At 65.4% G+C, this 24,726-nt stretch carries 21 protein-coding genes; 9 read left to right on the top strand and 12 right to left on the bottom strand.

What is annotated here, in order from left to right; translation table 11 throughout:
- Window positions 1-139: 139 nt before the first annotated feature.
- The 3 genes from F462_RS10445 to F462_RS10455 all read right to left on the bottom strand — a co-directional run bounded on the left by F462_RS10445 (window position 140) and on the right by F462_RS10455 (window position 6,494).
- The gene (locus F462_RS10445) at window positions 140-820 is read right to left on the bottom strand and encodes a sulfur globule family protein (protein WP_018141691.1); all 681 of its coding nucleotides are present in this window, start codon (window positions 818-820) and stop codon (window positions 140-142) included.
- 31 nt (window positions 821-851) lie between these two features.
- The gene (locus F462_RS10450) at window positions 852-5,174 is read right to left on the bottom strand and encodes an efflux RND transporter permease subunit (protein WP_038053934.1); all 4,323 of its coding nucleotides are present in this window, start codon (window positions 5,172-5,174) and stop codon (window positions 852-854) included.
- Window positions 5,175-5,300: 126 nt separating this feature from the next.
- On the bottom strand, window positions 5,301-6,494 hold the full coding sequence (locus F462_RS10455) for an efflux RND transporter periplasmic adaptor subunit (RefSeq protein ID WP_026181642.1): 1,194 nt from the start codon (window positions 6,492-6,494) through the stop codon (window positions 5,301-5,303).
- A gap of 441 nt (window positions 6,495-6,935) precedes the next feature.
- Here F462_RS10455 and F462_RS10460 point away from each other — a divergent pair, with 441 nt between their 5' ends.
- On the top strand, window positions 6,936-8,291 hold the full coding sequence (locus F462_RS10460) for a sigma-54 interaction domain-containing protein (protein ID WP_018141694.1): 1,356 nt from the start codon (window positions 6,936-6,938) through the stop codon (window positions 8,289-8,291).
- A 117-nt stretch (window positions 8,292-8,408) separates the two neighbouring features.
- Here the strand turns inward: F462_RS10460 and F462_RS10465 are convergent, their stop codons facing one another.
- The 5 genes from F462_RS10465 to F462_RS10485 all read right to left on the bottom strand — a co-directional run bounded on the left by F462_RS10465 (window position 8,409) and on the right by F462_RS10485 (window position 12,503).
- The gene (locus tag F462_RS10465; RefSeq protein WP_026181643.1) at window positions 8,409-9,050 is read right to left on the bottom strand and encodes a hypothetical protein; all 642 of its coding nucleotides are present in this window, start codon (window positions 9,048-9,050) and stop codon (window positions 8,409-8,411) included.
- Window positions 9,051-9,199: 149 nt separating this feature from the next.
- On the bottom strand, window positions 9,200-10,003 hold the full coding sequence (locus F462_RS10470) for a class I SAM-dependent methyltransferase (RefSeq protein WP_018141696.1): 804 nt from the start codon (window positions 10,001-10,003) through the stop codon (window positions 9,200-9,202).
- Entirely contained in the window at window positions 10,000-11,052 is a 1,053-nt protein-coding gene (locus F462_RS10475; protein WP_018141697.1) for a glycosyltransferase family 4 protein, read from the bottom strand. The genes F462_RS10470 and F462_RS10475 overlap by 4 nt, the downstream gene beginning before the upstream one ends.
- Window positions 11,053-11,057: 5 nt before the next feature.
- A complete protein-coding gene (locus F462_RS10480; protein WP_038053938.1) occupies window positions 11,058-11,456 on the bottom strand; it encodes a 6-pyruvoyl trahydropterin synthase family protein in 399 nt (132 codons plus the stop codon).
- A 45-nt stretch (window positions 11,457-11,501) separates the two neighbouring features.
- Entirely contained in the window at window positions 11,502-12,503 is a 1,002-nt protein-coding gene (locus F462_RS10485) for a zinc-dependent alcohol dehydrogenase (RefSeq protein ID WP_038053942.1), read from the bottom strand.
- 139 nt (window positions 12,504-12,642) lie between these two features.
- Here F462_RS10485 and F462_RS10490 point away from each other — a divergent pair, with 139 nt between their 5' ends.
- Window positions 12,643-13,422, top strand: a complete 780-nt coding sequence (locus F462_RS10490; RefSeq protein ID WP_018141700.1) for a CDP-alcohol phosphatidyltransferase family protein — start codon at window positions 12,643-12,645, stop codon at window positions 13,420-13,422.
- Entirely contained in the window at window positions 13,415-14,056 is a 642-nt protein-coding gene (locus F462_RS10495; protein ID WP_018141701.1) for a YceI family protein, read from the top strand. Before F462_RS10490 ends, F462_RS10495 begins: the two co-directional genes overlap by 8 nt.
- A 323-nt stretch (window positions 14,057-14,379) precedes the next feature.
- Here the strand turns inward: F462_RS10495 and F462_RS10500 are convergent, their stop codons facing one another.
- Window positions 14,380-14,592, bottom strand: a complete 213-nt coding sequence (locus F462_RS10500) for a YjfB family protein (protein ID WP_018141702.1) — start codon at window positions 14,590-14,592, stop codon at window positions 14,380-14,382.
- Between the two features lie 259 nt (window positions 14,593-14,851).
- Window positions 14,852-15,481 (bottom strand): class I SAM-dependent methyltransferase, encoded by a 630-nt coding sequence (locus F462_RS10505; protein WP_038053945.1) that lies wholly within the window; start codon window positions 15,479-15,481, stop codon window positions 14,852-14,854.
- A gap of 371 nt (window positions 15,482-15,852) precedes the next feature.
- Here F462_RS10505 and F462_RS10510 point away from each other — a divergent pair, with 371 nt between their 5' ends.
- On the top strand, window positions 15,853-17,589 hold the full coding sequence (locus F462_RS10510) for a uracil-xanthine permease family protein (protein ID WP_018141704.1): 1,737 nt from the start codon (window positions 15,853-15,855) through the stop codon (window positions 17,587-17,589).
- A 27-nt stretch (window positions 17,590-17,616) separates the two neighbouring features.
- On the opposite strand, the gene folE is transcribed toward F462_RS10510, so the two are convergent.
- Together folE and F462_RS10520 are read right to left on the bottom strand one after the other, a co-directional pair.
- Window positions 17,617-18,270, bottom strand: a complete 654-nt coding sequence (folE, locus tag F462_RS10515) for a GTP cyclohydrolase I FolE (RefSeq protein WP_018141705.1) — start codon at window positions 18,268-18,270, stop codon at window positions 17,617-17,619.
- 17 nt (window positions 18,271-18,287) lie between these two features.
- Window positions 18,288-19,040, bottom strand: coding sequence for a DUF3429 domain-containing protein (locus F462_RS10520; protein WP_208854138.1), 753 nt, complete (start codon window positions 19,038-19,040; stop codon window positions 18,288-18,290).
- Window positions 19,041-19,222: 182 nt separating this feature from the next.
- On the opposite strand from F462_RS10520, the gene F462_RS10525 reads away from it, so the two are divergent.
- From F462_RS10525 to F462_RS10545, 5 genes are read left to right on the top strand one after another with little or no spacing between them, the layout of a single operon-like run.
- Window positions 19,223-20,596, top strand: coding sequence for an NAD(P)/FAD-dependent oxidoreductase (locus F462_RS10525; RefSeq protein ID WP_038053950.1), 1,374 nt, complete (start codon window positions 19,223-19,225; stop codon window positions 20,594-20,596).
- Window positions 20,596-21,366: a DUF1365 domain-containing protein gene (locus F462_RS10530; RefSeq protein WP_018141708.1), complete on the top strand. Its 771-nt coding sequence runs from the start codon at window positions 20,596-20,598 to the stop codon at window positions 21,364-21,366. The genes F462_RS10525 and F462_RS10530 overlap by 1 nt, the downstream gene beginning before the upstream one ends.
- Complete coding sequence (locus tag F462_RS10535; RefSeq protein ID WP_018141709.1) at window positions 21,366-22,640, top strand: SAM-dependent methyltransferase; 1,275 nt, start codon at window positions 21,366-21,368, stop codon at window positions 22,638-22,640. The genes F462_RS10530 and F462_RS10535 overlap by 1 nt, the downstream gene beginning before the upstream one ends.
- The gene (locus F462_RS10540) at window positions 22,609-23,985 is read left to right on the top strand and encodes an MFS transporter (RefSeq protein WP_051918123.1); all 1,377 of its coding nucleotides are present in this window, start codon (window positions 22,609-22,611) and stop codon (window positions 23,983-23,985) included. The genes F462_RS10535 and F462_RS10540 overlap by 32 nt, the downstream gene beginning before the upstream one ends.
- Window positions 23,982-24,572 carry a chalcone isomerase family protein gene (locus F462_RS10545; protein ID WP_038053955.1) on the top strand — a complete coding sequence of 197 codons (591 nt, stop codon included), beginning with the start codon at window positions 23,982-23,984 and terminating at the stop codon, window positions 24,570-24,572. The genes F462_RS10540 and F462_RS10545 overlap by 4 nt, the downstream gene beginning before the upstream one ends.
- The last annotated feature ends 154 nt before the right edge of the window (window positions 24,573-24,726 follow it).

Here is a 24,726-nt window from a genome sequence, read left to right on the forward strand (position 1 = left end):
AACCCCGAAAATCGGGGCGATCCTACGCCGCTGGTGTTCCTGTTGACCGCACTGCCTGCCTTGCATGGCGAACCGCCTCCATCTGGTTTCCACGCCGGCCGACAACCGCGTCGGCCGGGAATCAATTACCGATCCAGGATCAGTAATCACCACCTTCCTGCATGGACTCACGACGCTCCTGCATCATCTCCATGCGCTGCTCACGCTGGCGCTCCATCTCTTCCTCGTACGCCTTGCGCCCGGCCTCCATGGCTTTCTGTCGTGCCTCACGCATGGCTTCCATCTCTTCCATGCGCTCCTGGCGCTCGGCGTGCTGGGCCTTGATGCGCTCACGCATCTCTTCCGGCATGTCTTCCGGCAGGTTGTCCGGATCAAACGCCGGCATCTGGCCGTAACCCGGTCCCGGGCGCTGCTGCATGCCGTAGCCCGGCTGCATCATCCCCGGATGACCGAAACCACCCTGCTGGGGACCGGGGCCATAGCCCTGATGACCGCGGCCATAACCCTGGCCGTACCCATCACCGTGGCCACGACCATAGCCTTGCCCATGGCCGCGCCCGGACATGCCGAAACTAAAGTCACCGGAGCCTTCGCGCTGCTGCATCATCCCGCCACCGGGATGCGCACCCATACCCTGCTGGCCATACGGGCCATGCCCGTACGGACCCGGCACCGGACCCTGCTGGCCCATCGCCGGACCCTGGCCGTAACCCTGAGCCTGCTGTTCATCGGCCTGGGCCACACCCAACGCCAGAACCGAGACCACAGCGGCACTCGCCAGCGTCGTACCGATCGCTCGTGTATTGAATCGCTTCTTCATTACGAACCTCCTTGAGGTCTTGCTTGCATGTTCATTTAAGTCGAATACCGCGCCGGGCGCGGCCCTTGCCGGGCGTCCCCGACTTTCCTCCCCTCTTGGGGGAACTACCGCTGTCCTTGCGGTCGGTCTTGCTGCTCGTGGTGGCGGGCTTGGTGGTTCCGCCGGTCTTCTTGTTGGATGCTGTGGAAGTGCGCTTGTTCACTGCCCCGGCACTCGTTTGGGTCGCGCTCTTGGAGCCGGCTGCGCGCCGCGAACCACTACCGGAAGTCGTAGACTTCGGACTCGCATCCTTGCCCGCCGCCTTGGTGTTGGTAGCGCTCGTCTTCCTGGCGGTCGCCCCGGAGGAGCGACCCGCGGGCTTTTTCGCAGTCGAGGGCTTGTCCTGACCCGTAGCCTTGGGTGGAGCGCTAGAGGCGGTACCTGTTCCGGAGCCCGTGTGGCCAGCGTCCGATTTCGTCGCAGCGGCCGATTTCTTGGAGGGGCTCTTCCGGGTCGCCGTCTTCGTCTTTGCGGGCGCCTTCCCAGACTCACGGTTTGGTTTCGGTTTGGGGGCGGAGGTGGCGGTGCGGACACCACTACTATCCGCAGCCGCCGGGGCCGAAGCGCGGTTCTGGGCGGAGGCCGAACTCGCGGATTCAGCGCTGGCGTCACGTGGCGATGCCGGTTTCGGATCCTGCTTCGGTGCTGGGTCTGCCGAGCGCTCGGTCGCCACCACATCGGAGCCGGAGCCCGATCCCGCCGCGGGTGGCGAACCATTGCCACCACCGGCCGGACTGCTTGGGCCTCCGGTGGACGTCGGACCGGCCGGGGGCGGGCCGCCGCCATCTCGGTTGCGCCGGCGCTCGATAAACGAACGGATTAGGCGCCACACCGCCAGGGCCAGGTCGCGCAGTCCCTCCAGGAAGGCCAGGGCCAGGCATTTCAGGTACAAGCCGCCATATTGCACGGCCTGAGTCACTGGGCCGCCTTCACGGGGGCCGAAAATGTCCTTGCCTTCGGTTGCAGCGCCCGGGCCGGATGCGGCCGCCATGCCCGCACCTCCATGGCCGTTACCGTTACCGTTGCCATTACCTGGCGCACATCCCACTGCCGCCTCGCCGTTTTCATCCAGGCTGGTCGGGCAGAAGGCACGACGTCCGGAGATGCAGCCCAGCGGGATCACCACCAGGGTCAGCAGCGTGGCCACCACCGTCCCGAACATCAGCGAGATCGCCATGCCCTGGAAGATGGGGTCAAACAGGATCACGCTGGAGCCGGCCAGCAGGGCCAGCGCGGTGATAATGATCGGACGGGTGCGGGCCTGGCAGGCCATGATCATCGCGTCGCGTACGTCATGGCCCTCGTCCACCGCCTGGCGACCGAAGTCCACCAGCAGGATCGAGTTCCTGACAATAATCCCCGCAAGTGCTATGAAGCCGATCATCGAGGTCGCGGTGAACTCGGCGTTCATCAGCCAGTGGCCGGGAATGATGCCGATCAGGGTCAGCGGGATGGGCGCCATGATGATGCCCGGCAACACGAAGTTCCCGAACTCCCAGACCACCAGCATGTAGATCAGGATCAATGCGATGGCGAAGGCGATGCCCATGTCGCGGAAGGTCTCGTAGGTCACCGTCCACTCGCCGCCCCACTCGAACGCAGTGGAGCCATCATTGGGCGGCGGCCCCAGCCAATGGGGTTGCACCTGGCTTCCATCCGGCAAGCGGTAATCCGCCAGCTGCTCCTGGACTTCGAGCTGACCGTACACCGGTGCGGCCAGGCGACCGACCACCTCGCCGGTCACATATTCCACCGGCCGCAGATTCTTGTGATAAATCGGCTCGTCCTGCGGGCGCTGGACAAATTCGCCCAATTCGGCCAGAGGGATCGATCCGCCCTGTTGGGTGAACACCGGCAGCATCTCCAGCTGCCGGACGTCATTGCGCGTAGCCATTGGCAGGCGCATCTCGATCAGATGCGGTTCGACCAGGGATTGCGCCTTCACGTCACCCAGGATCTGCCCGCCAATCGCAGTCTCGAGGGTGCGGTTAATGGTCTCTACAGTCACACCGCGCCGCAGGGCCTTGTCGCGATCCACGTCGAAATGCCAGACCTCGTGCGGCGCTTGCAGGAAGCTGTCCACATCCGCCACGTGCTCAGCACCGGCGAACATGCCCTCAAGGTCGCGAGCCACAGCCCGTCGGGTCTGGGCATCGGGGCCGTATACCTCGGCGACCACCGATTGCAGAACCGGTGGGCCCGGCGGCATCTCGACCACCTGAATGCGGGCACCAGCAGCCTGCGCCATCGGTGTGAGCAGCTTGCGCGCCTCGGTAGCAATCTCGTGCGAGGTTCGGCGGCGGTCACCCTTGTCCACCAGCTGCACCTGGATATCGCCCTGCCAGGGCTTGTCGCGCAGGTAGTAGTGACGCACCAGGCCGTTGAAATTGAACGGCGAAGCGGTGCCGACATAGGACTGCAGCCCCACGACCTCGTCCATCTCGCGCAGGACGCTGGCCATGTCATGGCTCAGGGTCGCGGTCTCGGTCAGGGCCGTGCCCTCGGGGAAATTCACCATCACCTGAAATTCGGGCTTGTTGTCCAGCGGCAGCATCTTCACGCGGACATCGGTCGTCATGAACAGGCTGGCCGTCAGGAAGAAGACGACGATGACTCCGATCAGAAAGGCGTAGCCCCGAACCTTGTTGTCCGCCAGGCCTGGGATCACCGTGCGGTAAAAGCGGCCGAGCTTCTCGGCCTGACGGTGCTCCTTGTCCGTCGCCTTTTCCAGATACGCCATGCTCGGACGCAAGCGCTGGGTCAGCCACGGGGTGAACACGAAGGCCGCGACCAGCGAGAACAACATGGCGACCGACCCTAGCACCGGAATCGGCTGCATGTACGGACCCATCATCCCGGAAACAAAGCCCATCGGCAGCAGGGCTGCGATGACCGTAAACGTGGCGAGAATGGTGGGGTTACCGACCTCGCGCACCGCATCCACCGAGGTCTCGGTATCGATACCGCGCTTCATTAACCAGCGTCGGTAGATGTTCTCGACCACCACGATGGCGTCGTCAACCAGGATGCCGATGGAGAAGATCAGCGCGAACAGGCTGACGCGATCAATGGTATAGCCCAGCACCCAGGCACTGAATACAGTGAACAGGATCACCACCGGGATCACGATGAGCACCACCAGCGCGGCGCGAATCCCCAGGAACAGTCCAACCAGGATGGTCACCGCGAAGGTCGCGATGAACAGCTTGAAGATCAGCTCGTTGACCTTCTCGTTGGCAGTCTTGCCATAGTCCCGTGAAACCGCTACCTCGACGTTATCCGGGATGACGCTGCCTTTCAGGCGTTCCAGGCGCTCGAGAATGTCGTTCGCAACGGTCACGCCGTTACTGCCGGGCTTCTTGGCGATGGCTAGCGTGACTGCCGCCGCACCCTCCGGCGCTGCGTCCGCGTCGACGGCCGCGGGACCGGAATAATGCCGCACGAAGCGTTCCAGCTCGCCCGGGCCATAGGTGACCTCGGCCACATCGCGCAGATAGATGGGTTGCCCGTCATTGACGGAAATCAATAGCTGCTCGAGATCCGTCGCTCCGGTGAAGAAACGCCCGGTGTACACAGCGGTACTCAGTCCATCGCTTTCGATGCGTCCGGCAGACCCCTCAACATTCGCCGACTGCACTGCCTGGGCGATCTGATCCAGACTGACGTCATACCCCGCGAGCCGTTCGGGCAATACTTCAATGCGCAGGCGCTCCTCGCGCCCGCTGACCACGAAGCTCTGGTTGGTATCCGGAACCTCGTTCAGTTGCTGCTGAGCATCGAGTGCGATCTGCCGCAGAAGGGCATCGTCCACCTCGTTCGACCAGAATGTCAGGCTGACCACCGGCACATCGTCGGCACCCTTGGACTTTACCAGGGGCTCGCTGACGCCCGGCGGCATCAAGTCACGATTGGCGATCAGCTTGTCGTGCACCTTGACTATGGAGGACTCCATGTCCTCGCCGACGTCGAACTGCACGGTCACCATCGCCTCACCGCGATGCGACACGGAGTAGACGTTGTCCACCCCGGAGAGCTCGCTCATCAACCGCTCCAGTGGTCGCGCGGCGAGACTGGCGACCTGCTCCGAGGGGACTCCCGGATAGGCCACCATGATGTCCACCATGGGCACAGAGATCTGCGGGTCCTCCTGGCGCGGAGTGACCATCAGCCCAAGGATGCCAATCGCGATACTGGCAAGGAGCAACAACGGCGACAGCGGCGAGTGGATAAAGGCCGCCGCCATACGCCCGGCGATGCCAGGATCGCCGTGCTTCTCCCGGAAACCGGTATTGGATTGTCTGTCGTCTTCGGCCATCGAGCTTGAACAGTCCTATTGTTAGTCTGGCGTCCCAAACGCCGGGTTTCCGGCGTGGAGCACCGGCTCGCCTGCCAGGGGCGTGGCCGGGGCCTTTATCCCCGGCGCACCGCCGGGTGTGATGTTCTACATGCGACTCCAGGGGTCGGCGCTACCCCCCGAATCCGGCGCTCGGCTCCCGACCGGTTGCCCGGAGCGCACACCTGCACCTGGCCGCGCCAGGATCTGCATCCCGGGCTCCAGACCGGAGGTCACCACCACCTGATCTCCGCGAGACCCGCCCAGACGGACCATGCGCACACGCACGTGGCCCTCGCCGTCGAGCACGGCCACGCGTGGCAGCGCCCCACCGGGGATCAAGGCCGAGCGCGGAATCACCACCCGGTTGCCCGAGGCCTCGCCCTGCGGCAGATGTACGGCCGCATGCATACCCGGACCGCCTCGCACACCCTGGGGTAGATCAAACTTGACCGTCACGGTATGACGTTGCGGATCGGCCAACGGAAAGATCTGGGCAACCCGGGCCTCGACCTCGTCACCGGTATCCAGGCGCACGTGCACGTAGTCGTCTTCCTGCAGGCCGGCGACCAGCCTCACCGGCACCTGGGCCTCGACGCGGAGGTATTCGACATGACCGAAGGTCAACAGGGGCTGGCCCGGCTGGACCGTATCGCCCTCTTCCACATGCTTGTGCATCACCAGCCCGTCGAACGGGGCCTCGGAGCGGGTATCGCGGATCGCGGCATCGAGTTCAGCCACCCGGGCGCGCGCCTGCTCCCAACGCGCCTGGGCCTGGTCCACGCCGATGTAGCGGGAATAGAGGTCCGTACGCCGGTCCAGTGCGGGGTCGCCCATGCCCATCATCTGTCCCGCCGGCTGGGTGAACATCTGGTCGAACATCGACGGAATCCCCATGCCCGGCATTTGGCCAATGCTCCGCGACTGCGGTGAGACCACCTCGCGGCCGTACTGCATCTGCGCCTCGCGAATCGCAGCCTCGGTAGTGCGCATCTCGGCCTGGGCGGCCTGGCGCTGAGCCCGCAACCGGTCATCACTGATCGAGACCAGCACCGAGTCTTGCTCGAAGCGATCACCCTCGGCGCCAGCTACCTGCACCACCCGCCCGGCAGACTGGGCGGTCAGGGTCACCTCGCGGTAGGGCACCACGGTCCCGCTTACGGTGCGGGTCGCGGCCTTGTCCGGCTCCACCGTGAGGACGGGCCCGGAGGCATGGGCCATCCCCACCCCCCCTGAACCCAGACTGATCAGCGGCAGGGTGAGCAAGGCACTCAGGAAGAGTCGAGAGAATCGCTTAACCATGATCGTCAGCACCTCGCGTCGAAAGCCGCGATGAGAGAGGTGATCCCACACATACATTCGGGTCGCTGCGCGAGACGGGACGAACCCGCCAGCAGCGACCGGACCGCACACATCCCGGGACCGGGGTGTACGGCGCTGAAACCCTTTCGGCAGGGGACAGATGCCGGGTGACAACCGAGATGGGTATTCATTACCCCATTTGTAGAAGAACTCATGCCGAACTACAAGCAACGTATATGCCAGTATTGTGACATTCTTATTTTTCAATCATTTAATTGTGATGTACTGATATTTAATAGATGACTGTTGCAACACCCCCGTTTCGCGCTATAACCAAGACAAGGGTTGGCGAAACGGGCAATTCCGAGGTGTTGCAGATGAGCGCGGCGTTGCAACACCACACCGCCTTCGCTGCCCTCCAGATCACCACGAGGAGGCAGGATGACCACGACCGAGCTGGCCGAGATCTGCATCCGACACAGTCGGGACCCACACCTCATCAGCGACACCCAGGGCCGCGTCCTGTTTGCCAACCCGGCCTTACACCAAACCCTGCAGATCCCCCCGGAAACCCACCTCACCCTGGCGCGACTCGGGCCGCTGAACCTGGCGGAGCACCTGCGCGAGGCCGCGATCGCGGCCGGCGAAGACGACGCCGATGCCGGCAACACCCGACACGCCCTGCACTTTTCGCTGATGGCGGAGCTGGAGGACGAAACGCTGCCACTGGAGGTCATCAGCCAACCGCTGCGTCTGAAAGACGACGACCGGGGCCTGCGCCTGATCACCCTGCAGCCACAGCGCCGTCGCATTGCCGCGGTGGAGACCATCAGCGAAGATGGACGCGACGGCCTCGACGACAGCCACTTCCATTCCCACGATGCCCCCTGCAGGACCACGCTGCAGTTCGCCCGGCGCGTCGCCACCAGCGAAGTCCGCGTGATGCTTCTGGGCGAGTCCGGCACCGGCAAGACCCGCCTGGCACGGGCCATCCACCAGTCCAGCCGGCGGGCCAGTGCCCCGTTTGTCGAGATCAACTGCGCCGCAATCCCCGAAGAACTCCTCGAATCCGAACTCTTCGGCCACACGCGAGGGGCCTTCTCCGGCGCGGTTAGCGATCGCGTGGGGCGTTTCGAATCGGCCGACGGCGGCACGCTGTTTCTGGACGAGATTGGCGAGATGAGCCAGCGCCTGCAGGCCAAACTGCTGCGCGCGGTGCAGGATGGTGCCTTCGAGCGTGTCGGGGAGAACACCACCCGGCAGGTCGATGTCCGGGTGCTTGCGGCCTCCAACCAGGATCTGCGCAGCCGTGTGGAGGCCGGTGAATTCCGGGCCGACCTGTTCTATCGGCTTGCGGTCGCGACGGTCGAGATCCCGCCACTGCGCGAGCGTCCTAGGGATCTCTCCGCCACGCTGCAAAGCTATGAGGTGCGCCATGGCATCCGCATTGCCCCGCACCTGAAACAACGCCTTCAGGACCATCCCTGGCCGGGTAACTTCCGTGAGCTGGAGAACGTCTTCGAATGCCTGACGCTTCATGCTCGCAATGGCCAGGTAGACGACTTCCCTCTGCCCCAGCCAATCCGGGTGGATACCGAGGCCGCTGACCATATCCAGTCGGGGGAGCCCAACGGGCATGACTCGGGTACTAATGGGTCGCCTGGCGAGCACCCCGAGGCCCGGCGTCTGCGGCAGGCGCTGATCGAGAACGCCGGCAACCGCTCGCAAACCGCACGGGCTCTTGGAATGGACCGCACCACGCTGTGGCGCAAGCTGCATCGCTTCCAGCTGGTGTAGCGCAGCCTACGTCCCACCAAGACAAAGGCCCCGGAGGTTACTCACCTCCGGGGCCTTTGTTGTGCGGCTTCACACGACCCGCCTCATACCGCTCGACCGGACCGTAACCGTGGCGTCCTAGCGGTACTGCCGCAGATGCCCCGCCCCCTCGGCATGATGACGTTCATACAACGGCGTCAGGCGCTCGATCATCCTGCGCCGTTCACTCGACGGCAGCAGCCCCAGAGCGCTATCCCAGGCCTGCATCGCACCCTCGGCGTCACCCGTGGCGTACAGGGCATTCCCCAGTTCGCCGTAGAGATCCGCCTGTTGCGCCGAGGTCGCATCGATCTCGTCCAGCGCCTTGCGCAGGACCTCCACGGCGGCCCCCGGCCCATCACGCCAGTACGTGGTCCGCCCGGCATCAAGCGCCTCCTGCACCTGCCCCGCGACCTGTTCTTCGCTCGACCGTTCTTCGGGCGCACGAGCGTCGGCCGGCTCCTGCGAGTCTGGGGTCGCGCGGTGCATTCCAGTCTCGTCATCACGCTCGTAGGCCTCGCCGGTCATTGGGTCCATATCACCTTCCGACAAGCGACCCTCAGCCGTCTCCGGGGTCTCGTCCTTAACCGCCGCCGCATCGGCCTGCTCTTCCTGCGGCGCCTCATCGACACCGGGTTGCAGGAGATCGCGCGCGGACCACGCGACCAGCCAGAGCACGATGACGATCAAGATCCAGTAACGACTCACAAAGCTTCTCTGCCGGCTATCTGACTGTGCCATGACTCCCCCTTTTTGTTGGTTCTGCGACCGGCCCCAGAGCTACCACCGGTACATCCCTTACCGTGGCCCGTCGCCTCCTTTGCCTTCATCCTCGAATGCTATCGTGCACCGATTCGTCGCTCTTGCGAAGCGCCAATGCAATTACAGCTTCACGGATACCCCAACACATCCTGGTGCCCGACGGTCAGCTCGACATCCCCGGCGGTCAGCGCGACCGTGCGCCTTGCGCCCCACTCGCGCAGGGCCTGCGCGCGTTTCGGGGCCATCTCCGTGGCGGCCACCACCCAGCCCTCAATCAAGGCACGACCGAGTGACGCCTGGGTCGAACCAACGTGCCAGTCACTCGCACACTGACGAACCCGGTACCCAAGGGCCTCGAGCCGTACCGCACAGCAGGTCGCCGCCGCAGGTCCCAGGGCACGGCCAAACCCCTTGTCGGATTGCTGATGCCGATTCACTAGCTGTTCGACTTCTTCATCCAGCGGGTCAGTTTTCGACCAGCGGATACGGCCGTCGTAGCTAAGGGCAAACAGCACCGCGGCGCCCTGCTGGACACAGGACTCGAGTAATGGCCTGAGCCACGCCTCCGATACCAGGTCCAGCAGCGCCGAACCGGTTACCAACGCTTCGGTGCCATCCAGCATCCGCGCTGGCTTGTCCCCAAAATCGACCGTGCAGGTTTCGACCACCACATCGGGGCGCGGCGCCTGTGCCCGTTCGAGCAATGCCGCATCATGATCCAGCAGGCGCCAGTGCTGGACATTTGCGAGCCTCAGGGCCAGATAGCGTAAGTTCGAGCCGGTGCCGCTGCCGAGGTCCGTGATCCTCAGTGGCGCGTCCAGACGCTGCCCGGCAAACACCTCACACAGGTCCGCCACCAAGGCCTGCGGACGGGCGGCGTGATCGGCCGGTTCGCGCAGATCCAGCCAGTCGCGATCGAAGGATTCCGTCATGGTCGCCAGCCGAGCAATGCCTGCTCCAGACTCGCTACCGCCTGCTGCCAGTCCGGACAGGCGGCCATCGATGCGCGGCCGGCCTGGCCCATACGGCACCGGGCATCCGGGTCTGCCAGCAACTGCGAGATAGCCGCGGCCAGGGCCTGGACATCGCCCGGTGGCACCAGCACGCCGGCTTGCTCCGGCACGGTCGTCGGGATGGCTCCACCGTGGGTACCGATCACCGGGAGACCACGCGCCATGGCCTCGGTATAGGCGATCCCAAAACCTTCGTAGGCGCTGGCCAGCACAAATAGCGAGGCCCGCTCATACCATCCATCCAGCGTGGCATCGTCGCACTCGCCGCCCCACTCGATACGATCTCCCAACCCGGCCCCGAGGACCGCATCCTCCACGCGTTGTACATAACCCGGATCGCGGCTGCGCGACCCCACCAGGACCGCGCGCCAGTCGTCCGCCTGTAGCTGGGCGAGTGCCTGCACCAGTTCCAGCTGACCCTTGCGGGGCACGACGGAGCCGACGCAAAGAATCCGTGGTGGCTCGTCCGGGTCGGGGCCCTTGGCTGGCGGCCGTGACTCCACCCCGGGCGGCACCGCTCGCCGCCGCTCAGCTGAAACACCCCAGTCCACCAACTGTCCGGCGGTAAAGGTGCTGGTGGCCACAACCCCGAGGACCTCCTGCACCGCCCGGCGCTCGCTCTCGATCAGCTCCGCCGCCCGCGCAGGTTCCAGCCCGGTCTCCAACCCTAAAGGGTGATGCAACAGATAGATCAGGCGCAGGCGCGATGCATGACGGGCCAGAACGTCCGGGAAGCCCCCTGCAGCCAGGCCATCCAACAGGACTGTACGACCGTCGAGAATTCCCGCCAGCGCGGCCTCCAGCACCCGTTCGGCGGCGGCGTTGGGGCCCGGAAAATCGCCATCGAGCTCGCAAACCTGCACCACCCAGCCGCGGTTCCGCAGGCCCGCGACCATACGCGCATCGTAGCGATACCCGCCGGTGCGTTGCTCCAGCGAACCCGGCACTACCAGGAACAGTTCGCGCATCGCGACTACGGGGCCGCATCGTAGCTGGCCCAGGCGACATGCGACTCATTGAGGGTCACGCACACGGCGTCCAGATCACGGGCCGAATCGCCCAGCTCACCGGCATGAATAGACCGCGACACCCGCTGGTGCAGTTCGTGGGCCAAGAACTCGGTGGTCGTGTTCTGGCCGCGGAATTCATCGCGCTCGTCCAGGTTCTGGTAGTTCAGGTCGGCCAGGATCGCCTTGACCACCTCGCTGGCGCGGCCGATATCCACCACCAGCCCATCGGTGTCCAGGGCCTGACGGCGGAAGGTCACATCGACGACATAGGTCGCGCCGTGCAGCTTTTGCGCCGGGCCGAAGGTCTCGCCCTGAAAGCTGTGGGCAATCATGAAGTGGTCGCGAACATTCAGGCTGTACATCGGGTGTCCTTGAGGGTTGCTGTGGAAGGGGTGGAGCGACGGACGTCAGTAACGGATGCGATGGCACAGTGTACGCGCGGCCTCAGGACCAGAGACGCGGGCCATCACCTCGGGCAGATCGGTAAACGCATCGTCCCCAGTGATCAGGGCATCCAGGGCCGGGTCCGATAACAGCGAGAGGGCCAGCGTCAGGCGGCGGCGATAGTCCCAGCGCGGGGCGCGTTCCGGCGGGATGCGACCCACCTGCGAACTGCGCAGGGTGAGGCGGCGCGAGTGGAAGGCTTCCCCCAGTGGCGCGGGTACCTGCTGATCGCCATACCAGCTCATCTCCACCACGCGTGCCTCGACCCCGGCCAGGGCCAGGGCCTGGACGAGCCCGTCCGGATGGCCGCTGGCATGCAGCACGATATCCAGGTCTTGCCGGGCCGGCTCGACAGCGGCCGCTTCGGGCGTGACCCATGCGAGCCCAAGCGCACCCGCCACGGCCTCACGCTCGGGATTCGGGTCGATGACCACCACTTCGGTTCCGGGAATCGAACGGAGAAGCCACGCGGCCAAGAGACCCACCACCCCGGCTCCGACCACCGCGATCAGGTCCCCGGGGCCCGGCTGGGCATCCCAGACCGCATTGATCGCGGTCTCCATGTTCGCCGCGAGCACCGCGCGTTCCGAGGGGACCGACTCCGGGATCGGAACGGCCGCCGTGACCGGAACGACATAGGTACTTTGATGCGGATGCAGGCAGAAGACCCGCTGCCCAGGTACCCGATCCGGCGCGCCCCCCGCCTCGACCTCGCCTACGCTGATATAGCCGTACTTCACCGGCCAGGGGAAATCACCCGCCTGGAAGGGTGCCCGCATCGCCTGATACTGGCTCTCGGGCACGCGACCGCGGAACACCAAAGACTCAGTCCCGCGGCTAATCGCCGAGAAGTGGGTGCGCACCCGCAACTCGCCATCCCTCGGTTCCGCGAGCGGCTCCGAACGCAGTTCGCCACGACCTGGACCCGTGACCCAGAAGGCCTGTTCGGCATCGGGCCGGCTCACCGGAAACGCTCCAGCGTGGCGGGACAGAGCGAGATCATCATCCGCGCAGTGTGGGCGAAGCGCGCAATCGGCGGCAACTCTAGCCGGGCGGCGCGGTCGCAAACCCGAGATACCAACACCAGAAGGCTACAATCGCAACATGGAGTCCTCCTCCGCCAAATCGTGCCAACCTCCAGAGGTCCTGCGGGCAACCCGTGTCTGGGGCGGCGACTGGCTGCTGTCGGGCCTGATCGGCATCGGCGTCACGGTGGCGCTGATGCTGCACGCCGGGCTGGGAGCCTTGCTACTCATCGGCTATGCCGCGATCTGGGCCGCATTGGGCGCAGCACTTGTTATCACGACGCGCCCCGAGGCCCTCGCCCCCGGACACCGCGGTCCCGGTCCGGCCAACCGAGTCACCCTGTTGCGCGCTGCGTTCACTGCCCCGCTGGGCTCACTGGCATTCGTAGCCCCCGGCACCGGCGAGCCGCTGCTGGCGTTCTGGGTGATCGGCCTTGCGGGCCTGGCGCTGTTGCTGGACGGTGTCGACGGTGCCATCGCTCGAAGCACCGGCAACACGACCGCCTTTGGTGCCCGGTTCGACATGGAGCTGGACGCGGCCATGATCCTCGCCCTGTCGGTGCTGACCTGGCAGATGACCGTAGTCGGCCCCTGGGTGATCCTGATCGGGCTGATGCGCTATGCCTTCATGCTCGCCGCGTGCCCCTGGGCCTGGCTGGCCGGCGACCTGCCGCCCAGCCGGCGGCGCCAGACCGTCTGCGTAGTACAGACCGTCGTCCTGCTGCTGGTGCTGATACCTGGCCTGCCCGCGTTCGCCGCAATCACCATCGCCCTGGCCGGACTGCTGGCCCTGAGTCTCTCCTTTGCCGTGGATATCCACTGGCTTTATCGCCACCGACCGGAGGTGTGTCATGACTGACGCCCGCTACACCCGCCCCACCATTTACCTGCACCAGGCGTTTCTGGCCTTTCTGCTCGCAGGCGCCCTCGCCTTGTCGGGCACCGCCGCCCAAGCCAACGCCGATCGCTGGGTGATCGACCCCGACCATTTCGCGGTCGGCTTCCTGGTCGATCACGCCGGCTACGCCAAGGTCATGGGGATGTTCCTGGAGGCCGAGGGCGAGTTCCAGTTCGACCCGGAATCCGGCGAGTTGGGCGACGGCTATTTCGTCATCCAGACCGACAGTGTGTTCACCAACCACGAGGAACGCGACGATCACCTGCGTAACGAGGACTTCCTGAACGTGGAGGAGTACCCGGAGATGCGCTTTACCGCCACCCGCTACGAGCCCACCGGGGAAAACACCGGGCGCCTGAGTGGTGGCCTGGAGCTGCTGGGCGAGACCCGCACCATCCATCTCGACGTGACCATCAACAAGGTCGGGCGCTACCCGTTCCCGCTCGGCGGGCTGTTTGGACGTCCCTACGTGCTGGGCGCCTCCATGCGCGGCAGCTTCAATCGCTCGGACTTCGGCATGACCTACGGGCTGACCCGCGACATCGTGGGGGACGAGGTTGAACTGATCATCGAGTTCGAGGCCCAGCGGCAATAGCAGGATTCACCACGAAGCGCACGAAGGCACGAAGAAGGTCAAAGGGCTTGTTACCACAGAGAGCACGGAGGACACAGAGGAAGGAAGGGGCGGGTCACCGGAAGATGGAAGGGCGTGAAGGCTCTTGATGGAATGGCCTGGGACAGGGCCCGGTACGTGCCATCCTGAGCGCATCGCGACTCCGTCGTCATCCGGGCCATAGCGGCGCGGAGAGCTGGGGTGACATGGGTAGGGGTTTTCCACGGCCGCTGTGGGCGGCGGGAAACGAAAAGGCCCCGGTGCGTTCGCGCGCCGGGGCCTTGTGGGGCTAAAGGCTGTGGACATCAGGCCGTGGTGTTGATGTTGGTACCCACGTTTTCCGGCAGACCCTGTGTGGCGGCCTGCATCTCGCCGATGTCGGGCATCGCCTGCAGCAGGGACTGGGCGGCCATTTCCTGCGATTCCATCGCCTTCTTCTGAACGGCCACATCCTTTTGCATCGCCAGCTGCTGCTGGCTGTTCTGCGTGGCCATTGCGGCAATCGCGCTTGCATCCATCACGGTACTCCTCGAACGCTGAATGTTCAGGCCCGTGGACGTTCAACGCGCAAACGGGCCTGTCCCCGCTGACGGCTTCTACCGACAAGACTTGAGCCCTCGAACAAAACTTTTTTCACTTTGCCCGGATTGCCTTCACAAAACGCTGCACACGCCGATCAAAACTCCCACGACCCCTCCAAATCCACATTTCCTGCTCTGTGTCCTCCTTAGTGCAATCCGCCCTGGCCCTTCTTCGTGCCCTTCGTGCGCATCGTGGTCAATCACGCCCTTGACCTTCAGCGCCCCGAGGCCTCTCTGCTGCATCACAGACCCGCGCCGCAAAGCGTCGCATCACACCGCGCGACACGCGATCGTCCGGCTCGATGCAGAACCCGGCCTGTTCCACCTCGGCCTCGGTATCGCGATTCGGATGACAGCCCCCGGTCACACAGGTCCAGGCCAGCTGCACACGATCCTGCAGGTAGGCGAAGACTGGCCGCGCGTGACGCACATGCTCCAGCATTCGCAGCTGGCCGCCGGTTTCCAGCACCCGGCGCACTTCGCCCAGGGCCCGCGGCGGATCCTGCACGCTGCAGAACACCAGCCCGGAAACCACGGTATCGAAGGCATTGTCGGCAAACGGAAGCGCCTCGGCCCGCGCAACCACCAGGGGCACCCCCGGAGCCCGCTGGCGAGCGCGGCGCAACGCCGCTAGGTCGGGGTCCATGCCGATCACCCTGGAAGCGTCGTCATACAGGGGCAAGTCGCGTCCCGTCCCACAACCCACCTCCAACACCCGGCCCGTCGCGCCCGCAACCAGGCGGCGCCGCCAGCGGCGAAAGCCCAGCCACTCCGCACTGGCCATCAGGGCGTCGTATAACCAGGGGATCTGTTCAAGACCGCGCATCACGCCTCCACAAGGAACCCGAAAAATAAATAAACCTCGGCGGGATCGCCGTGCTCATCTGAAAATGTGACCACCACCACACTCTTTCAGCCACTGGCAGGAACCTGTTTCCACACCGCCTGTCCACTTATACAAGTTGCGGAAATCATCGGCTCGTGGCAACGGCAGCCGGTGACCCGCCGTTCAGATCACAACCCTCCATCACACGGGTGTCTGGACGATCTTCGACCCGGTCATTGAACCGGGTCTTTTTTTGCCTGGTTGTCCGTCCCCAACGACTCACGGGCAGCGCCCAACCAACACGTCCTGGGCTCCCGACAGCACGTGGCTGTTATGATTGCGCGCTTTCGCCAACCGCGCACAGGGGCACCGTGGCCGAAGCTTCCCAGTCGAAGATCCTCTATGAGGTGGACGATCACCCGCCTCCGGTCAAATGCACCATCAGTGCGCTGCAGAGCCTGTTGTTGGTCGCACCGACCATCATCATCGCCCCCCTGATCCTGGCCCGCGCCATCGGTCTCGATCTGGCCGCGACCCAGTGGACCGTATTCGCCGCCCTGATCGGCAGCGCACTTGCCACACTGATTCAGGTCCGCCGCGTCGGCCCGATCGGATCGGGCTACCTGATCTTCATGGGGACTTCGACCGCCTACCTGGCCGTGGGCATCGAGGCCGCCCTGGTCGGCGGCATGGCGCTGGTCGGCACACTTGCCGTGCTATCGGCCCCGGTACAATTTCTGTTCGCGCGCTATCTCGGGTTATTCCGCCGCATCATCACGCCCACGGTCAGTGGGGTGGTGATCATGCTGGTGGTGCTCGGCGTGATCCCCACCACAGCCGACATGATGCAGGGTGAAGGAGACTACGAGGGGACCTGGCGAGCGCTGGTGGTGGCCCTGTTCACCCTCGGGTTCACCATTCTCGTTGCGGTCTTCGGCGGCCGCCTGCTGCGGCTGTGGGCGCCCATCATGGGACTGGGCTCGGGCATCGTGGTCGCGATGATCTTCGGCGTCACGGATTTCTCGGAGGTCACCGAGGCCGCCTGGTTTGGCCTGCCGCCGCTGGAATGGCCCGGCTTTTATTTCGAGTTCTCACCCACCTGGTTCACGCTGCTTCTGACCTTCGCGATCGTGACCCTGGTCGGAGCGGTAGAGTCCATTGGCGATACCCAGGTCGCGCAGCGCAACTCCTACCGCACCCCGCGCAAGATCGACCACGACCGCGTGCGCGGCGGGCTGTATGCGGACGGCCTGGGCAACATGATCGCCGGCAGCCTGGGCACACTGCCCAACACGACCTATGGCATTGGCGTCTCCTCGATCGAACTGACCGGCATGGCCGCCCGCCGGGTCGGCTACTACTTCGCCGCCTTTCTCGCGCTGATCGCGCTGATTCCCAAGCTCAACATGCTGATGATCTCGCTGCCGGGCCCCGTCTTCGGCGCGTTCCTACTCATTTTGCTGGCCCTGTTGTTCGTCGCGGGGATACGCCTGTGCGCCCAGGACGGCCTCAACTACCAGAGCGGCCTGATCATCGGTGTCGCCTTCTCGACGGGTTTCATCTTCCAGAACGAACTGTTTTTCCACCACCTGATCCCGGAGGCGCTGAGCCCGTTTCTGAATAACGGCGTCTCCACCGGCGGCACGGTGGCGGTGGCACTCAGCATGATCTTCAACCTGCGGCCTCGCCCGCATCGACGCGCGACCTTCGAGCCCGAGGCGGATTCCCTGCCACAGGTCCATGCCATGGCGCAGGAATTCGGCGAAAGCCTGAGCCTGCCGGAAAAGCAATCGGTCAAACTGCAGATCGCCCTGGAAGAGGTCTTCATGCATCTGTCCGAGCAGGCAGCCCGCGAGCCGGGACGCAGCCGGCCGGTCGATGTACGTCTGGAACGCGAGGGCGAGACGCTGGCGGTGGAATTGATCGATCGCACCGCCGCGGCCGAGGTCGACGAGGCCGCACTGCGCGAGGCACGCCAGTGGACGGCCAGCGACGAACAATCGCTGCGCGAGCTGGGCCTTTACCTGCTGAACAGCCTGGCGCAGGACGTTCGCCACATGCGCATGGCCGGGGTCAACTACATCTCGTTCAGCATCCCGCTGCGCTGAACACCCCCGACGCCGCCCGGTCGGGGTTCAGTCGCGGCTACCGCGGATGAGGTTCAGGAACTCGCGGCGGGTGCGGCCATCCTCGCGGAAGGCGCCCAGCATCACCGAGGTCGCCATGGACGAATGCTGCTTCTCCACCCCGCGCATGGTCATGCACATGTGCTTGGCATCCACCACCACACCAACGCCCTTGGCGTGGGTCACCTGCATCAGGGCCTCGGCGATCTCGCGGGTCAGGCTTTCCTGGATCTGCAGGCGTGCGGCGAACATGTCCACGATACGGGCGATCTTCGACAGGCCGATTACCTTGCCATCCGGCAGGTAGGCGACATGCACCTTGCCAATAATCGGCAACAGGTGGTGCTCGCACAGGGAATACAACTCAATATCGCGAAGCAGCACCATCTCGTCGTTGTCGGAGGAGAACAACGCCCCGTTCACGATCGAATCGAGGTCCTGGTGGTAGCCGCGCGTCAGGTACTGCATCGCCTTGGCGGCGCGCATCGGCGTATCCAGCAAACCCTCGCGTTGCGGATTCTCACCCAGTCCCGCGAGAACGGCGCGGTAGTGCTCGGCGAGCTGTTCCGGCGCGGCCAGCGGCGGGTCCGCGGCGTCCCGTGTCGTCGGCTCATCAGCCGTACGGGCGTCTACATCCATGGTCAGGTCTTTGTGTTCACTCATTCTTGCGCTCGTCATCGTCAAGCTACCAGCGTAACCGCAAGCCCGGAGGCCAGGGCCAGAATCGCCCCCACGGTCAGCACCAGGCGCAGGCCTAGATATCCCCACGGCAGTGCCAGGCGCGACAGACTCAGCCGGTCGACCCAAAGTACCCCGAGGAATAACGCCGCCAGGGTCATCAGGGCCTCCGGCAACGGCTGCAGCACTGCCAGCCACGCCAGAATCGACGGCACCACCGCCCAGACCGGGGCGGCCAGCGGGCCTACCCGGTGCTGCCGATCCGCCAGGTAGATCCCCCAGTGGATCGCCCCCAGGAACGACAGGATCACCGCACCATAGAGCGCCAGGGCCTCCAGCGCGAAAGCCTGCCATTCCGGCTGGGCCATCCAGACGCCTGCGCCGAAGAAGGCGAAGGGTATCAGGCCCCCGTATCCGAGCACCTGTAAAACGGATGCCGGCGCATCCGGCCGCAGACGTTCACCGCGCGCCTTGAGCGCCTGACCACCAAGGTACTCGCGCAACTCCGGAAGCCCCCCGATCACCCCGTCACGCGCGATGAAGAACGGCAGCACCGAGGCGCCGGTGGCCTGCTGCAGGGCATGGAACTGCTCGCGATTGTGGGCCGAACCCATCCCCCACTCCAGCCGGACCCACCGGCCCCGGCTCGTGGCCTCCAGCAACGCCTCGGCATCACGAAAGTCCGACAGTCCGGAGGTAATGCCAACGATATCGTGGTTCTCCAGTGCCGCGCGTACTTCTTCCGGCCATTCCATTCCCGGCCCTCCTGTACTGGAACGTTCCATTACTCATCGCCCCTATCTTCGTCGGTTACCTGCCATTGTCACTGGACTTTGCCCATTGCCGGGCACGGAACTTTTCGCCGCCAGCATTTACAAATATTGTACAGCTATTGTATAAGATGTACATCGCCTCTTAGGTTCGGAGAACCACCGCCATGAATCGCTCGCGTATCGCCATTATTGGCGGAGGTATTTCTGGTCTATCCGCCGCCTGGATCCTCCAATCCCGACACCAGGTCCAGCTGTTTGAATCGGAACCCGAACTCGGTGGCCACGCCCACACCGTCGAGGTTACGGACCCGCAGGGCCCGGTCGCCATTGACACCGGTTTCGTCGTGTACAACGAGCGTAACTATCCGCTGCTAACCCGCCTGTTCGCAGAGCTTGGCGTCGACACCCAGGACACGGACATGTCCTTCGCCTACTCACGCCAGCCGCAAGGTGTGGAGTACGCGGGTTCCGACCTGAACACCCTGTTTGCCCAGCGCCGCAATCTGGTGCGCCCAAGCTTCCTGCGCATGGCCGGCGACATCCTGCGCTTCAACCGGCTGGGCAAAGGTCTGTTCGAACGTGGCGAAACCCCGGACGGCACCCTGGGCGCCTTCCTCGATCGACACCGTCTGGGGCGGCGCTTCTCCGAGGACTACCTCCTGCCCATGGCGGCCGCGATCTGGTCCTGCCCACCCGAAGAGATTCGCGAATTTCCGGCCGCAAGCTTCCTGCAGTTCTTCCAGAACCACGGCCTGCTGGACCTGCGCGACCGCCCGCAATGGCGCACCGTGGTCGGTGGCAGCCGCGAATACGTGCGGCGCCTGGCGCGCCGACTTGAGCCGGATACGGTGGCTCATCAACCGGTGCGAGCCGTGCTGCCGGAAGAAGGGCAATGGCGTGTGCTAACCGATGAACAGGCGGCCGGGTTCGATGCCGTGGTCTTTGCCTGCCACGCCGACACGGCCCGCTGGCTGCTCAACGGGGCCGATGCCCAGCGCGACCGGCTACTCGGCGACTGCCGCTTCCAGCCCAACCACGCCATCCTGCACACCGACCCCCAACTGATGCCCCGCTCGCGCCGCGTATGGTCCTCGTGGAACTATCTTAGCGGTCGCACCACCCAGGCCGAAGACCGCGTGTCCGTGTCCTACTGGATGAACCGCCTGCATCGCCTGGATCGACGCCAGGACTACATCATCAGCCTGAATCCCTGGCGCGAACCACGCCCGACCACCGTGCTCGGCGAACAGCACTGGAAGCACCCGGTCATGGACGCCGCCGCCGAGCGCGCCCGCCAGCGCCTGGTCACCACTCAGGGCGAAAACAACCTCTACTTTGCCGGCGCCTGGATGGGCTACGGGTTTCACGAAGACGGGCTGCGCTCGGCGGTGGCCGTCGGGCAATCCATGGGCATCGAACCCCCCTGGTCGCACCCGGCACACACCCCGGCCCAACCCGAACGCATTCCGGAACCGGGCATCCACGGCGGGGGCCGCACGCCGGTCAGCGCGCCCGCCGCGCAGTCCCGGAGCGCTTAATGGACGCCGCACTGGTCCATAGCCAGGTAATGCACCAGCGGTTCTTCCCGCAGCAATACCGCTTTCGCTACCCGGTCATCAGCGCTCTGTTCGACATCGACAGCCTGGCCGAAACGGCGCGGCGCTGCCGACTGTTCTCGCTGGATCGCTTCAACCTGTTCAGCCTGCGCACCCGTGACCATGGCCCTCGCGACGGCCGTCCCTGGCGCCCGTGGATCGAGACGCACCTGGCCGAGCATGGCGTTGACCTGGCCGGTGGTGCCATCCACCTGCTGGCCATGCCCCGCATTCTGGGACACGCTTTCAACCCGCTCAGCATCTGGTACGCCTGGCATGCCGATGGCGAACTGCGCGCGATCCTGCTGGAGGTGCGCAACACCTTCGGCGAGCACCACCACTACCTACTACACCAGGGTGGCGCTCGCATGGAGCTGCCGGTCCGCCAGGAGAAAGACAAGGCCTTCCACGTCTCACCCTTCATCGACATGGACGCGCGCTACGCCTTCACCCTGACGCCGCCGCGTCTGGAACCCGGCGCGACTCTGCGCATCGCGATCAACGAATACCAGGACCAGGACCCGATGCTGGTGGCCACGCAACACGGCCGCCTCCAGGCCTTCACCGACCGCACGCTGCTGGGCGCCTTCCTGCGCCAGCCCTGGATGACCCTCAAGGTCCTGCCCCTGATCCACTGGCAGGCCGTGAAGATCTGGTGGCGTGGCGGGCGTTACCACCCCCGCCCGGCGCCACCGGCACAGGAGATCGACTAATGGCCCTCGACCACCTCGACACCCCACAGGAAAGCACCGCGCGACCGGACTGGGCCCTGCGCCTGATCGCCCGTGCCCTGAAGGACATCGAATACGGGCAGATCACGCTGATTGGACCCTCCGGCCAACGCGTGGTCGTTGCGGGCCGCCAGCCCGGCGTGGAGGCTATATGGCACTTCCGCCGCCCGTGGCGAGCCATCCTGCGCCTGTTGCGCCATGGCGATATCGGCTTCGCCGAGGGCTTCATCAGCGGCGACTGGAATACCCCCGACCTGCAGGCCCTGCTGCGCCTGGCCACCGATAACGAGCAGGCCCTCACTGCCCTGGCGCAACGTCCGGCCTGGCAGCGCGCAGTCGATCGCATGCGCCACTGGATGCATCGCAACAGCCGACGCGGCAGCCGCGCCAACATCCGCTTCCACTACGATCTCGGCAACGACTTCTACGACCTGTGGCTGGACCACACCATGAGCTACTCGTCGGCGCTGTTTACCCGAGGCGACGAGGCTCTGGAGCAGGCCCAGGCGCAGAAATATGCGCGCCTGCTGGATCAACTGAACCCCGAACCCGGCGCACACATCCTGGAGATCGGCTGCGGCTGGGGCGGCTTCGCGGAGATGGCCGCCCAACGAGGCTACCGCGTCACCGGCGTGACACTGTCGCAGGAGCAGCTCGACTACGCCCGCGCGCGCATTGAACGCGCCGGCCTGTCCGACCGCGTCGAGCTACGCCTGCAGGACTACCGCGACCTGCAGGGGACCTACGACCACGTGGTCTCCATCGAGATGTTCGAAGCAGTCGGCGAACACTGGTGGCCGACCTTTTTCGACAAGGTACGCGACTGCTTGCGCCCGGGCGGCCGGGCGGCGCTGCAGGTCATCACCATCGCCGAGCAGGCCTTCGACTACTACCGTCGCAATGCCGACTTCATCCAGCTCTACATCTTCCCCGGCGGCATGCTGCCCTCGGTGCCGCGCTTCAACAAAGAGGCCGAACGCGCCGGGTTGGCGATCGAGGACCAGGCCTTCTTCGGCGAGGACTACGCCCGCACCCTGCGCCACTGGCACCGCGAGGTCCGCCAGGCAGAGCCTGTGATCGAGGCCCTGGGCTACTCGCAATCCTTCCTGCGCATGTGGCGCTACTACCTCGCCTACTGCGAGGTCGGCTTCGATACCGCGCGGGTCAACCTGATGCAGGCCGTACTGCAAAGCCCGCAACCTGCAGAAGGGCTGGGCGCGGCCGATGCCCCCGCCCATACGCACGAGTCTCTATGAGGTGATCGCCCTCCCGCGCACGCAGCTGTTCGCCTACGGCGGGCTGGGCCTCCCGCTGGCCATTCTCGGCCTGCCGCTGTACGTCTTCCTGCCCGCGCACTATGCCGAGCACACCGGTCTGAGTGTCACCCTGGTGGGCGTTCTCCTGCTGCTGGCTCGGCTGCTGGACGTGATCACCGACCCACTGGTCGGGTATTTGTCCGACCGCATCCCCGGGGCCTGGCGTCGACGCGCCGTGCTACTGGCAGGGGTGCCGGTCCTGCTCGTCTCGGCGCCCCTCCTGTTCCGCCCGCCCGCGGAGGCCGGTGCCCTCTACCTGCTCGGCTTTGCCAGCCTGGTCTACCTCGGCTGGACGTTGGTCACGCTGCCCTATACCGCCTGGGGGGCCGAACTCTCCGGCGACTACCACCAGCGGTCCCGCGTCACCGCCGCCCGCGAAGGCTTCGTGGTGCTGGGCACCGTAATCGCCGCCGCATTGCCAGCGGTACTGGGGCTGGAGGACGACGCCGGCGCAGCCCTGGCCGCCCTCGCCGTACTGCTGTGGGTGTTGATGCCACCGGCACTGTTCGTTCTGCTCTGGCGCGTCCCCGAGGGGGCGGGCCGCCTGGCCCCGGTGCCCTGGCGCGCCGGCTGGGCGCTGCTGGCAAACAACCGACCGTTCCGTCGTCTGGTCCTCGCCTGGGTGTTCAACGGGACCGCGAATGCGATCCCCGCGACCCTGTTCCTGCTGTTCATCACCCATGTGCTGGAAGCGCCGGAACACGCCGGTCCGCTGCTGCTGGTGTACTTCGCTACCGGCATCCTGGCTTTGCCTCTTTGGCTGCGGCTGGCCCGCCATCTGCCGAAGCACCGCGTTTGGACGCTGTCCATGCTACTGGCCTCGGCGTTCTTCATCTGGGTGCCGTTCCTGGGCACCGGCGACATCCTGGCCTTCTATGCCATCACCGTGCTGACCGGCCTCAGCCTCGGGGTCGATCTCGCGCTGCCCGCTGCGATGCAGGCCGACGTGATCGACCAGGACACGGCCGACGGCGGCGGCGAACGCGCCGGACTGTTCTTCGGGCTATGGGGAATGGCGACGAAACTGGCGCTCGCCCTGGCCGTCGGGATCAGCTTCCCGCTACTGGGCCTGGCCGGGTTTTCCACCAACGGCGGCAACGGTTCGACCGCTCTGCTCGCCCTGGGCCTGGCTTACGCCGGTCTCCCGGTGCTGTTCAAGCTGGCCGCGATGGCCCTGGTCTGGCGCTTCCCGATCGACGCCGCCACACAACACCACCTGCGCGAGCGCATCCAAGCGCGCGAGCATGCCCGCCTCTCACCGGCCCCCGGAGGTCCTGCATCATGAGCCGTTTGATCCCTTCGTCACGTTCCGCTGCCACGTTCGCATTCGTACTGGCACTATTCGCCGCCCTGGTGCCGGCGCAAGCCGATACCGAGATCAACGGCGTGCGCTTTGCCGACACCATCACGATCGACGAGACCCCGGTGCCGCTGCGCGGCGGGCGGCTTTATCGCTACACCGTGTTCCGCGTCTATGTCGGCGCTCTATATGTCCCAGAAGACGTCGCGCCCCAGGATGTGCTGACCGCGGACGTCCCCAAGCGGCTTGAGCTGGAATACCTGCGCTCCATCAGCGCCGAGGACTTCCGCAAGAGCGGCAATACCTTGCTCGAGGATCAGCAAAGCGGCGACACGCTCGCGGCCCTGGCCGATCGCCTGGAGACCTTCAACGCCGCCTACCGCGATATGGAGGCGGGTGATCGCTACGCCCTGGAGTATCGTCCTGGACGTGGCACGCGCCTGCTGCAAAATGGCACCGAACTGGTGGAAGTCCCCGGCGCGGACTTTGCCGAGGCCTACTTCGGCATCTGGCTGCACCCCGACAACCCGCTGTCCACCCGCGTCCGTGACGCCCTGATCGGCGCTAGCTAACGCCTCCGCGCATAACTCGCTGACACGGCTGCACCGAGGCAAGCGCCGGAGACGCCTCATAGCCTAGCCTAAACCGTCATCGCGAGGCCCGCAGCGCCGTGGCGATCGCCAAGGGCCTACCCCCTCCGCTCGCCCATGGACTGCCGCGCTGCGC

The organism is Thioalkalivibrio sp. ALJ1 (genome assembly GCF_000745395.1).
Classification (GTDB): domain Bacteria; phylum Pseudomonadota; class Gammaproteobacteria; order Ectothiorhodospirales; family Ectothiorhodospiraceae; genus Thioalkalivibrio.

Coding starts and splice junctions, on each gene's coding strand:
- F462_RS10445 (WP_018141691.1), bottom strand. CDS start 820: ATGAAGAAGCGATTCAATACACGAGCGATCGGTACGACGCTGGCGAGT.
- F462_RS10450 (WP_038053934.1), bottom strand. CDS start 5,174: ATGGCCGAAGACGACAGACAATCCAATACCGGTTTCCGGGAGAAGCAC.
- F462_RS10455 (WP_026181642.1), bottom strand. CDS start 6,494: ATGGTTAAGCGATTCTCTCGACTCTTCCTGAGTGCCTTGCTCACCCTG.
- F462_RS10460 (WP_018141694.1), top strand. CDS start 6,936: ATGACCACGACCGAGCTGGCCGAGATCTGCATCCGACACAGTCGGGAC.
- F462_RS10465 (WP_026181643.1), bottom strand. CDS start 9,050: ATGGCACAGTCAGATAGCCGGCAGAGAAGCTTTGTGAGTCGTTACTGG.
- F462_RS10470 (WP_018141696.1), bottom strand. CDS start 10,003: ATGACGGAATCCTTCGATCGCGACTGGCTGGATCTGCGCGAACCGGCC.
- F462_RS10475 (WP_018141697.1), bottom strand. CDS start 11,052: ATGCGCGAACTGTTCCTGGTAGTGCCGGGTTCGCTGGAGCAACGCACC.
- F462_RS10480 (WP_038053938.1), bottom strand. CDS start 11,456: ATGTACAGCCTGAATGTTCGCGACCACTTCATGATTGCCCACAGCTTT.
- F462_RS10490 (WP_018141700.1), top strand. CDS start 12,643: ATGGAGTCCTCCTCCGCCAAATCGTGCCAACCTCCAGAGGTCCTGCGG.
- F462_RS10495 (WP_018141701.1), top strand. CDS start 13,415: ATGACTGACGCCCGCTACACCCGCCCCACCATTTACCTGCACCAGGCG.
- F462_RS10500 (WP_018141702.1), bottom strand. CDS start 14,592: ATGGATGCAAGCGCGATTGCCGCAATGGCCACGCAGAACAGCCAGCAG.
- F462_RS10505 (WP_038053945.1), bottom strand. CDS start 15,481: ATGCGCGGTCTTGAACAGATCCCCTGGTTATACGACGCCCTGATGGCC.
- folE (WP_018141705.1), bottom strand. CDS start 18,270: ATGAGTGAACACAAAGACCTGACCATGGATGTAGACGCCCGTACGGCT.
- F462_RS10520 (WP_208854138.1), bottom strand. CDS start 19,040: ATGGAATGGCCGGAAGAAGTACGCGCGGCACTGGAGAACCACGATATC.
- F462_RS10525 (WP_038053950.1), top strand. CDS start 19,223: ATGAATCGCTCGCGTATCGCCATTATTGGCGGAGGTATTTCTGGTCTA.
- F462_RS10530 (WP_018141708.1), top strand. CDS start 20,596: ATGGACGCCGCACTGGTCCATAGCCAGGTAATGCACCAGCGGTTCTTC.
- F462_RS10535 (WP_018141709.1), top strand. CDS start 21,366: ATGGCCCTCGACCACCTCGACACCCCACAGGAAAGCACCGCGCGACCG.
- F462_RS10540 (WP_051918123.1), top strand. CDS start 22,609: ATGCCCCCGCCCATACGCACGAGTCTCTATGAGGTGATCGCCCTCCCG.
- F462_RS10545 (WP_038053955.1), top strand. CDS start 23,982: ATGAGCCGTTTGATCCCTTCGTCACGTTCCGCTGCCACGTTCGCATTC.